Origin of the sequence: Virgibacillus salarius (assembly GCF_039521925.1) — a bacterium.
Lineage (GTDB): Bacteria > Bacillota > Bacilli > Bacillales > Amphibacillaceae > Virgibacillus > Virgibacillus salarius.
This window is the reverse complement of record NZ_BAAACY010000104.1, coordinates 1-10,167: the sequence shown is the minus strand read 5'-3', so window position 1 is coordinate 10,167 and position 10,167 is coordinate 1. Positions and strand designations below refer to the sequence as shown.

At 37.5% G+C, this 10,167-nt stretch carries 10 protein-coding genes; all 10 read right to left on the bottom strand.

Annotation, left to right across the window (positions count from 1 at the left end; all coding sequences use genetic code 11):
• Window positions 1-247: 247 nt before the first annotated feature.
• Entirely contained in the window at window positions 248-976 is a 729-nt protein-coding gene (locus ABDZ84_RS13660) for an SIS domain-containing protein (protein ID WP_026682005.1), read from the bottom strand.
• Window positions 977-1,042: 66 nt separating this feature from the next.
• Window positions 1,043-1,768 carry a creatininase family protein gene (locus ABDZ84_RS13655; protein ID WP_026682004.1) on the bottom strand — a complete coding sequence of 242 codons (726 nt, stop codon included), beginning with the start codon at window positions 1,766-1,768 and terminating at the stop codon, window positions 1,043-1,045.
• Window positions 1,769-1,787: 19 nt separating this feature from the next.
• Complete coding sequence (locus ABDZ84_RS13650) at window positions 1,788-2,780, bottom strand: phosphotriesterase family protein (RefSeq protein WP_026682003.1); 993 nt, start codon at window positions 2,778-2,780, stop codon at window positions 1,788-1,790.
• 199 nt (window positions 2,781-2,979) lie between these two features.
• Window positions 2,980-4,275 (bottom strand): PTS ascorbate transporter subunit IIC, encoded by a 1,296-nt coding sequence (gene ulaA / locus ABDZ84_RS13645; protein ID WP_026682002.1) that lies wholly within the window; start codon window positions 4,273-4,275, stop codon window positions 2,980-2,982.
• Window positions 4,276-4,315: 40 nt separating this feature from the next.
• Window positions 4,316-4,588 carry a PTS sugar transporter subunit IIB gene (locus tag ABDZ84_RS13640; RefSeq protein WP_026682001.1) on the bottom strand — a complete coding sequence of 91 codons (273 nt, stop codon included), beginning with the start codon at window positions 4,586-4,588 and terminating at the stop codon, window positions 4,316-4,318.
• A 5-nt stretch (window positions 4,589-4,593) separates the two neighbouring features.
• Window positions 4,594-5,034 (bottom strand): PTS sugar transporter subunit IIA, encoded by a 441-nt coding sequence (locus ABDZ84_RS13635; RefSeq protein WP_026682000.1) that lies wholly within the window; start codon window positions 5,032-5,034, stop codon window positions 4,594-4,596.
• Between the two features lie 32 nt (window positions 5,035-5,066).
• Complete coding sequence (locus ABDZ84_RS13630; RefSeq protein WP_034679319.1) at window positions 5,067-7,160, bottom strand: BglG family transcription antiterminator; 2,094 nt, start codon at window positions 7,158-7,160, stop codon at window positions 5,067-5,069.
• Window positions 7,161-7,441: 281 nt separating this feature from the next.
• Window positions 7,442-7,621, bottom strand: a complete 180-nt coding sequence (locus tag ABDZ84_RS13625; RefSeq protein ID WP_343781907.1) for a hypothetical protein — start codon at window positions 7,619-7,621, stop codon at window positions 7,442-7,444.
• 565 nt (window positions 7,622-8,186) lie between these two features.
• Entirely contained in the window at window positions 8,187-9,230 is a 1,044-nt protein-coding gene (locus tag ABDZ84_RS13620) for a lactonase family protein (protein ID WP_026681998.1), read from the bottom strand.
• A 96-nt stretch (window positions 9,231-9,326) separates the two neighbouring features.
• Window positions 9,327-9,905: a TetR/AcrR family transcriptional regulator gene (locus ABDZ84_RS13615; RefSeq protein ID WP_026681997.1), complete on the bottom strand. Its 579-nt coding sequence runs from the start codon at window positions 9,903-9,905 to the stop codon at window positions 9,327-9,329.
• Window positions 9,906-10,167: the final 262 nt, after the last annotated feature.

Here is a 10,167-nt window from a genome sequence, read left to right as displayed (position 1 = left end):
CCTGCGGGATTAGCGCGAGCCGAAAATCCACTTTGCAACGTGTTCTTCTTTGCAAAGTTAGTTGAGGCCGCGCCCGCGGAAAGCGAAGTAATTAGTCGGAGCATTGCCAATATACATCAAACATTTCAAAATAACTACTTGGCTTAACGCAGTCATTGCACTGATTTTATACTTTCTTAACTTTAAACAAAAAATACTTTCCTTTGCATTACTTATTCATGCAAAGGAAAGTATTTATAATGTTAACTTAAAGTTTAATTCTCTTACTATACCTATCTACTAGCTTTTGATTATGTTCATCTGCTCCTTCAATATTCCCACTCAGAAAGACTGGAGGACTATAGTTATTCTCAGCCATCACTTTAACAGCTTGAGCAAAGATTGCATTCAAAATAGCGGAGCCAATTACGGTTGAACTTGGTGAAAAATTTACCTTTACCTTATCATGAGATAACAGCGCATCTCCAATAGGTGCATGATTATCGATGACAATATCTACAGCATCATACAAATGCTCACCACTCGCATGTCGTGATGGCTGACTAGAAGAATAGGAAATAGATGTAATCCCTACTACAAAAGCGCCTTTTTGGTTTGCTATCCTTGCTACATCCACTGGAACAGGGTTTCGACCAGATGTAGAAATAACAATTAACATATCTCCGTTTTGAATATCTTGTTCGTCCATAAATGTTTCTGCATAATTATTTTTCCTTTCAAGCGTTGAAGATCGTAAAGCACCCTCGTGCAGCATAAGTGGTTCATGTAAAATAGGATGAATAGGCACTAATCCTCCTGCTCGATAGTATACTTCCTCTGTTAAAATGTGAGAATGACCACAACCAAATAAGTGAATCACCCCGTCATGCTCTATCGTTTTTGCCACCTGCTGAGCTACTTGCTGCATTACCTCCTGTTCCTCTTTCTCAACAACAGCTAGTAGTTCTGTAATTTCACGAAAGTATTGCTGGATCATGACAAACAGACCTCCTCAAAATTTTTAAGATTTTACAAATGCTTGTCTCTCTCTTTCTAAACATCGCTAACTCGAAGCCTTTTCAGTTAAAAGCCTCACCATATTCTCAATAGCAATATCTATGATATATTTCCCTTTCTCACTCGTTGCAAGCTTGGCATCACCTAATACAGCTGATTTTGTAAATGTTTCCCATGGAGTTGGCGTAACATCAGCATTAGCTGGAATCTCAGGGATATCCGTAATAGCTTTATCCATATCTACAAAATCCGGAGCTAAATATAGCATATAGGAAGTCTCGATTTCACATGCGTGGAAATAGGTGTTATGAGCTGACTTTGTTTCCCGAACGTCTTCAGCTGCTTGATTCATACCTGGATAAAAGAAATAGAATACTCGTAATTCTGGGCAGGTTTCAAAAAGTACACGAGCCGCTTCCTTCAATGCTGTTCCATTACCTAAATGACCATTAATCATCGCAAACGTAGTAAAGCCTTGCTTGTATAAACTTTCTCCTATATCAACGAGAATCGATATAAGTGATTCATTCTTTAACGTAATGCTTCCTGGAAAATTACGTAAGCTCCAAACTTGGCCATACGGCAATGTCGGTAATACTAATCCATTTACTTGTTCTGCTAGCCTCCTAGCAACACTTTCTGCCAAAATATTGTCCGTACCTAATGGCAAATGTGGACCATGCGCCTCCACAGCACCAATTGGCAAAAGCGCCACTTTACATGTCTTTATCTTTTCTTCAATCTCGTATGAATTTTGATATTGAAATTCCACTTCATTCACCTTCTACGCCTTACTTTTTAAATGAAAAACAGTTAGCAGGGTTTTCTATAAAAAATCTATCAACCAATTGTTCTCCATCAAATCCTTTTTGGTTTGCTTCTTCAATAAAACGTGGTACCCATTTACCAAGAATATTTTCTAATCCCAAACCATGATCGTAATGCTTATAATATGATTTTCTAGCTGTATCTCCGCTAATAAGAATTTGCCTTTCATACCCTTTATCAACTAACTCCAAAATACAGGAAATCCGAGTACTCTCTGGTGCATATTTAATTTTCGAGATACCATCAAAGGAAAGAAGTGCACCTGTCTTTGCAACCTGTTCATGATAAAAAGGATCTGGATTTCGATCCATATGCCCAAAGCTAATAAATTCTAAATTCACACCTTCTGATTTAAGAAGTTCGATTTGTTCTAACGCCATCGTACCTGCTTCTGTATGTGAATGGAGAGGTGCCTTTGTTTCATGATGCGCCCTTGCAACAGCACGTAATGTTTTTTCTTCTAAAGGGGTAATCCGGTTATACCCTGTACCAAATTTCACCTGTCCTCCACGTATTCCCGTTCCTTCAAGACCTTCTTCAATTTCCTTAATAACAACATCAGCAAGATCATTAATGGAAGTTGCATCAATCCACTCATAAAATGTTTGATAATTCCCAATTACTGCTTTTACGTGCTCTGGTACAGGTGCCCCCCATAAGAAGCTTTTATTAAAACCAGCTGTCCCAATGATTGTAATTCCAGTTTCATCAGAAATTTCCTTAACTGCCTTTACATCTCTACCATAATCAATAGCAGTAGCATCAACAATTGCTTGACCACCGAGTTGTTTGAAATCTAAGACATCGAGCTTCGATTTTTCTTTATCATCAAGTAGTAAATCTTCCGCTTGTTTTTCAACCCAATATGGCGGACGACAAACAATATGTTCATGTGAGTATGTTACTCCCAATGTTTTGGGATTAATATCTCCATGAAACGTACGAATAAAGCTCATAAAGTACACACTCCTATCATTTTATTATTATAAGATGGTGTAGTTACACGCCTATATAGTGAAAGGAATATCTCAAAAGTTAGACCTTCTTTTAACAATCTCCTCTTGAGCAAAGCACTGTAAACTTTATACAGTTTCTTCTCCCACAGAAATACCTTCTTACCAATCGAAACCGATGAGATATCCACTTCAAACATTTTTAAAATAACAATTGTGAAAGAAAACGGATAATTGGTCCTAAGATGAACATATCCGAATCTGCTGCCCACATTGCTGTATCTGGAACGGTATCCGGCAAAAGTAGTTTAACCATAACAAATTGGCCCCACGCAACTACTGTAGAAGTAATAAAGCCTGCAATTAATGCTCCTCTTACTCCACCTGTTGCATTTCCAAAAACTCCAGCTGTAGCCGAATGGAAGAATAAAACAATCATTGTCGGAACGAATACATAGCCTACTGTATTTCCTAATACAACTAACCATAGTAAAGAACCAATAAAGGAGCCTAAAAAGCCTAAAATCACGGCATTCGGCGCATATGGAAATACGATTGGGCTATCTAATGCAGGCTTGGCACCAGGAACAATTTTTGTAGCAATCCCTTTAAATGCTGGGACCATTTCTCCGATAAACATTCGCACCCCTAGTAATACAACAGCGATTCCAGCTGCAAAAGTGAAGGATTGGATGATTGCATAGATAATAAAGTTTTGATCACCGGCAGCAGCTACTAGCTCTTGTGCACCTGGTGTATTCTTAAAAGAAATGATAACTGCTCCAACTAGAAATAATAATCCCATGGTTAATGCCGTAATAACATTTGAATCTCTTAGAAATTCTAATCCCTTTGGAAGCTTAATTTTTTCTGAGTCATTCTCTTTGTTTCCAAGAAATTTACCTGCTAATGCGCCAAGTAAGGCTACAGATGCAGAAGTATGACCCAAAGCAATATTGTCGTTACCTGTAATCTTCCGCATAAATGGTTGGGTCAGAGCTGGTTGAATTGTCCAGTATAATCCCATGACAACTGCTAGGAAAATTACCAGCTTTCCAAAGGAGACATCACCAGCTGCTTGAATGACAACACCTGCGAATATCGTTGTCGTCCAAAACATCATATGTCCTGTTAAATAGATGTACTTTAACTTCGTAAAACGTGCTAGCAATACATTGATAATAAAGCCTAATGTCATTGCCAATGTTACAGCGCTCCCATATTTCGCATTAAAGCTTTCTTGCCCCATAAAATTGCCTAATGGCTCCGCTGAGAGGTTGAATACTTCCTTCCACAGAGGCTCAAAAACAGTTAAAGCATTAACAATGACTCCAGATCCAGCACTAATAATTAAAAATCCAATAACAGCCTTAAATGTTCCACTAATTGTTTGACTAACTGATTTCTTTTGCAGTATTAGTCCCAAAAGCACGATAAAGCCTAATAATATCGCTGCCTCACCGAAGACGTTCGTAGCGACCCATACAATAACATCCATCCTTAATTCCTCCCCTTTTATATCTCATTAGTAGTTGTAATTAGTTGCTATCAACATTCTGCTCAATTGCTTGATTAATTTCTTCCATATCAAAATAATTGTTCACAATAATAATTTTTGCAGGATGTCCTATTAGCCCTTCCGATAGCTCATTACTTGTAATAATGTAATCAGCATTCATACTGGAAGCAGTTGAAACATCGGTATGCTCAACATCTGCTCGTATCCCTTTCTCTCTAAGCGCCTGCTCTACATTCATTTTTAAAATTAAGCTTGTTCCTTGACCTAAACCACATACAGTTAATACTTTCATCATTCTTATCTCCCCATTTCGATTATTTTGTTTATATCAGCAATTCCTCTTGCATGAATTAATTGATTAATATTGTCAGCATTATTTAATAGTCCAGTTAATTTCCTTAATAAAACCAAGTGCTCATCGCTAGAAGCCGCTCCTAATCCAAATACCAAACGAACAGGATCGTTTGTTGCATGTCCAAATGGAATCGGTTTTTTAAGTTGGACGAGAGAAACCGAGGCTTCATTTACCCCATCCTCGGGCCTTGCATGAGGTATAGCTATTTGTGGTGCTAGTACAAAATATGGACCATTCGTTTGATAAGCTTGTTTCATTGCCTGAATATAGGACGATTCAATTAATTTTTGCTGTAATAGAAGGTTACCAGCAGCTTCTATTGCCTCTTCAGCATTTGCTACTTCTACATCAAACTGCACCATATTTTCTTCTAAAAATTTCATATGCTTTACACACCTAACTTTTCAAATAATAGTTAATTTTCTTTTGAGTAAACGCGGATAAAATGACTAATTTCACTTTTATCCATTGTCTGGGTAAGATGATTTTTATTTTTCTTATTGGAAAATAACCGTGTCAATTGTGATAAGGCTTTTAAGTGCTGCTCGTTATCCTTTGATGCTAATATGACAAGGATACGAACTTCCTTTCCTAGAATATTGACAGGCTCACGTAAGCCAAGCATACTAAAACCAGTTTTGTTAACACCATCGAAGGGGCCGGCATGAGGTAAGGCAAAATGTTCGGATATTACCACGTATGGCCCACTATTTTTTATATTCTCAATCATTTTTTCAATATAATGATTCTCAATATATTTTTCATATAATAATGGTTTTGCAGCTATTCTAACCGCCTGTTCCCATGTATCTACACGTTCCATTACCTTAATTCGTTGTGGTGGTAATAGTTCATGTAAACTCTGCTTCCCTCCCTCATTATCAAGGTGTACTGGAGCATAGAGATATCTTCTTAATTCCTGACGAAGCGCATCCTCATTGTGAATAGAGGAATAACGCCTTACTATATCTAATATAGTTTCAGCAGAATATCTTTGCTGCTTATTCCCATTGTCAAACAAACTATTCACTTTCTTGAATAACTGTTCTTTATCATCATCATTTAGGACAGGATTAACCACAAAAACAGGAACTCCACGTTGTGGAAGCGCTATGGTAGACACGATGAAATCTATCGTTAATTCCATTTGTTGATATTCTCTTAATGAGGTTACACCTTGAATCTCAATATTGGAAAACAACCCCTCAAGCTGACTTTCTAGGAGTCTTGAAGTCCCTAAACCATTGGTACAAACAATGAGTAATTTCTTAGGTGATTGCTCAAGAATTACTCCCTCTTTACGAAGCCAACCGCCAAAGTGAATCGCAATAAATGCTATTTCATTCTCATCAACTTTTTGATTCATGAGATTTTCAAAATGACGCATTACCTTTTTTGTAATATGGAATACCTCTGGATAATTCTGTTTGACGGATGCAACTAGCGTATTTTCTACTTTAATTCCGTATTTAATTCGGTAATAAGCAGGCTTTAGATGAAGCAAAAGATTCTGAATGATAATATCTGGTTCATCAAACTCAACCGCTGCATATAATTGAAAATCAGCAACCATGTTCTCTACCACGTCAAGCAATGACTGCATTTCTTTATTTGCTAAATCTGGGCCTAAATTATATTTCACTTTGGCACTGAGCAAATATTTAGTGATATAATAAACTTCTTCATGTAAAGCCTGTGGGTTTGACAATCGTTTAAATAGTTGCTCGCATAATAATTTAGCCCCTACATATTCCTCTGTTGCTGCGATGATTTGTTTCTCAATAGGGTCATTCTCAATGACTGCTCCTTTTTCCATTCTCTTCATAAAGAAATGAAACCATATTACTAAGTTGTTTAAAACATCATCGATGATCTCAATCTTAAATTGCTGTTCATACTCGATTAGATACTTGTGGAGAATTTGCAGCCACTCCATACGAAAAATAGAGAATGTTTGTAACGGTGGTATTTCATCCATCAGACTATACCAGCCGTCATTTGGGGTTACGATGGAAAGATAGTGAATCAGCAAATCTCTGACATCGCTTTCATTTCCAGTAATATAATAGCCTTCTCCTCGTTCTGAACTTAGTTGTAATGCATATTCACCTATTTCCCGCTTTAATTTCTTGATGTCTTCAAGAATGGTATTCCGGCTTACTTGTAGAAGCTCTTTTAAATCTTCGATAAAATACGCTTGGCTACTACTAGTTATATGAATATATATCCATGCCCTTCGTTCACCTGCAGAATATTCATAATAGGAATCCTCCATCAACGTGTACTTCTTTATTATTTCCTGTTTCGTTTGATCATCAAGGTATATCCCCTCAGATCTAACTTGTTTAATTGCATCAAACCCATGTTCCTTTAACCAATCATTAACCTTTTCTAGATCATTGTAAATAGACCTTCTTGATACATTAAAAATGGTCGAAAGCTTAGATACCGAGATATAAGCATCCTGTTGAATCAATTGTTTTAAAACTGCCATACTACGTTGATTCATATGATTTCCTCCTACATTCAATCGAAAAAGTAGTATGTCTTATTCTTATTATAATCAACTCGTATTGTCTGAATAAGACCAAATCAATCACAGCCAAATATGCAAAATTGGATTTTGATCCATAAATTTGTCGAGGGGGACAAAACGCCAAAAACAACTTTTTTATAAGGTACATACTTATAATTTCCTAATCAATTAGAAAAACTGAGCAAAATTCGCTCAGTCCTTATCACTAAATGCTCAGGTTTGCGCTTCCTCTAGTAGCTATTATGGAATAATAGCTACTGCTGGACCACCACTCCGGCTACCCACTTCCCTTTCCGTGGGGTTTGTCCTTCAGCTAACTTTTTTAGCAAAACCCGCTCAAAAAAGTGGATCTTCAGGTCAAACATTTCCCACAGGAGTTGAAGTGGCCGGCCTTCGCTATTATCAGGCTTTACAACGCTAGCATGAAGTAACACAGCTGCTTTTTATACTCACGGATAACGATTTTCACTTTACCCATTGTAAAAAAAGGTCAACCTATTACTTATGACAAGAATTGTTGCACCTTCTCATAGCGGAGACTAATTACGTAGACTCCTGCGGGATTAGCGCGAGCCGAAAATCCACTTTGCAACGTGTTCTTCTTTGCAAAGTTAGTTGAGGCCGTGCCCACGGAAAGCGAAGTAATTCGTCGGAGCATTGCCAATATACATCAAACATTTCAAAATAACTACTTGGCTTAACGCAGTCATTGCACTGATTTTATACTTTCTTAACTTTGAACAAAAGCACAAGCGCCCGAATAGAAACATAGCGACTGGAGCGAGACAACGGTGATAAAGGAGTCACGGTGAGCTTGCGAGCCGATGATGACTTATCGAAGGGTGATTCGTTTCGTTACCTCGTTTCTAGGCGCTGGAGCTGGACGCGGCTCCACGCGCTCATATTAATCCACAAGAACGTATTTTATAATTTCTAGGCAATAAAAAACTCACCACTAATACTAAATTAGTAATGAGCTCTATACACATTAATTATTTTTTACTTTTGTTCATTTAAAAATTTCACACAAACAACTTCGGGAACGTCAACTTCGCTATTCAATTTTGTTAACTTACCCGTCACTTTGTTTCGCTCAAACAAGACCAAATTGCCACTATGCTGATTCGAAGCAACAATAAAGGATTCTGTTGGATCCAAAACAAAGTCACGTGGCCAATCGCCTCCAGTAGCTGTGAATTCAATCAGCGTTAGAAAATCTGTTTCTCCTTCTACTTGAAAGACAGCAATACTATTATGCCCGCGATTTCCTGTATAAAGAAATTTACCGTCCGATGAAATAGAAATTGCACTTGCATCATTCGTATCCGTAAAACCTTCTGGCTTTGCTTTGATTGTTTGTTTTTCAGTAAAGCTTCCATCATCTGCATGATAAGCTAATACAATGACTTCTGAGCTTAGCTCTGTTAGTAAATAAGCAGTCTTTTCGTTTGGGTGAAAAACGATATGCCGGGGACCACTTCCTGGTTTTATAGAAAGTGTATCATGCCGTATCAATTCACCTGCTTCTATACGATAGGTAACAAGTTCATCTGTTCCTAGGTCACATACTACTACATAGTTTCCATCTGGTGTAAAGCCAGCAAAATGAACATGGGATTTTTCTTGTCGTTCATGGGGACCATTACCTTCATGTTTTACAAATTGCCCTAGCTCAAGGGAACCATCCTTATTAACCGAATATAGACCAACTTCACCTTTATGATAATTTCCAATCACCAATTTTCCATCACGAATACTTACATGGCATGGCGCTCTTCCTTCCAGCAACTGTTCATTAATTTGATTTAATGTATGTGTTTCTGCGTTTATCGCATAAGCACGCATTCCACCTAATTCTCCGTCTTGTCCAACTGAAAATAGGTAGCGATCATCCTCGCTTATTGTTAGATAGGTAGGACTTCCAACAGAAGCTACTGCTTGAACAGCCTGTAATTTTTTAGCTTCGCTGTCGAGCTCAAAACAATAGATTCCCTTACTTTGTTCTCTTGTATAGGTTCCTGCAAATCCAATATACTTTGTCATTCTACCCTTCCTTTTCTCAGTGAATATATAGTAAGATTCTACGTTTAAATCTACTAAATGTAAACCTACATCCATGGATAAATTCTTGAAAGGTCCCTAGCTTCTTAATGCTCCATGCAATATAAAATCTACGAATTGTTCAATCTTTTGTTCATCAAACAAAGATGTTTGCTTTCCTTTGTGAATCCGATGATGTGTACTCATTGCAATAATAGAAGATATGATTCCGACATTTAGCAATTCAAAATCGCAAACACCACTTAAATCTCCATTGTTAATTCGTACTTGTAATTCCTTACTAACTTCATTTTGTTCATATGTATATTGCACGTATTTTTTCGATATTTCCTCATGCAAGGGCGTTTCACGGAACAAGATAGCGTACTGTTCAAAATTCGTTAAGACAGCACGAGTTAATTGTCGTACATATAATTCCAAAAGCTCCTCTGTCCGTTTATGATGTAAACTACTACTTTCTGGTATTTCTAATTTTTCATGCGAAATTGTTTCCATTAAAAGATCGAGCTTACTATTAAAGTACTTATAGATCGTCGCTTCCGATACGCCACATTGATCAGCAATATGCATCGTTTTTGTCATATCGTAACCTTTTTCAGCAAAGAGCTTTCTAGATTGCTCAACGATCATTTGTCTTGTTTTTTGACCTTTTCTCAAGAGACTAGAGCCCCCTTTCTAAGAAAAACTGAGCAAAATTCGCTCATTCCTTATCACTAAATGCTCAGATTTACGCTTCCTCTAGTAGCTATTATGGAATAATAGCTACTGCTTGAACACCACTCCGGCTGCCCACTTCCCTTTCCGTGGGGTTTGTCCTTCAGCTAACTTTTTTTTAGCAAAATCCGCTCAAAAAAAGTGGATCTTCAGGTCAAACATTTCCCACAGGAGTTGAAGTGGCCGGCCTTCGCTATTATCAGGC

Coding starts and splice junctions, on each gene's coding strand:
- ABDZ84_RS13640 (WP_026682001.1), bottom strand. CDS start 4,588: ATGAAAGTATTAACTGTATGTGGTTTAGGTCAAGGAACAAGCTTAATT.
- ulaA (WP_026682002.1), bottom strand. CDS start 4,275: ATGGATGTTATTGTATGGGTCGCTACGAACGTCTTCGGTGAGGCAGCG.
- ABDZ84_RS13635 (WP_026682000.1), bottom strand. CDS start 5,034: ATGAAATTTTTAGAAGAAAATATGGTGCAGTTTGATGTAGAAGTAGCA.
- ABDZ84_RS13630 (WP_034679319.1), bottom strand. CDS start 7,160: ATGAATCAACGTAGTATGGCAGTTTTAAAACAATTGATTCAACAGGAT.
- ABDZ84_RS13650 (WP_026682003.1), bottom strand. CDS start 2,780: ATGAGCTTTATTCGTACGTTTCATGGAGATATTAATCCCAAAACATTG.
- ABDZ84_RS13660 (WP_026682005.1), bottom strand. CDS start 976: ATGATCCAGCAATACTTTCGTGAAATTACAGAACTACTAGCTGTTGTT.
- ABDZ84_RS13620 (WP_026681998.1), bottom strand. CDS start 9,230: ATGACAAAGTATATTGGATTTGCAGGAACCTATACAAGAGAACAAAGT.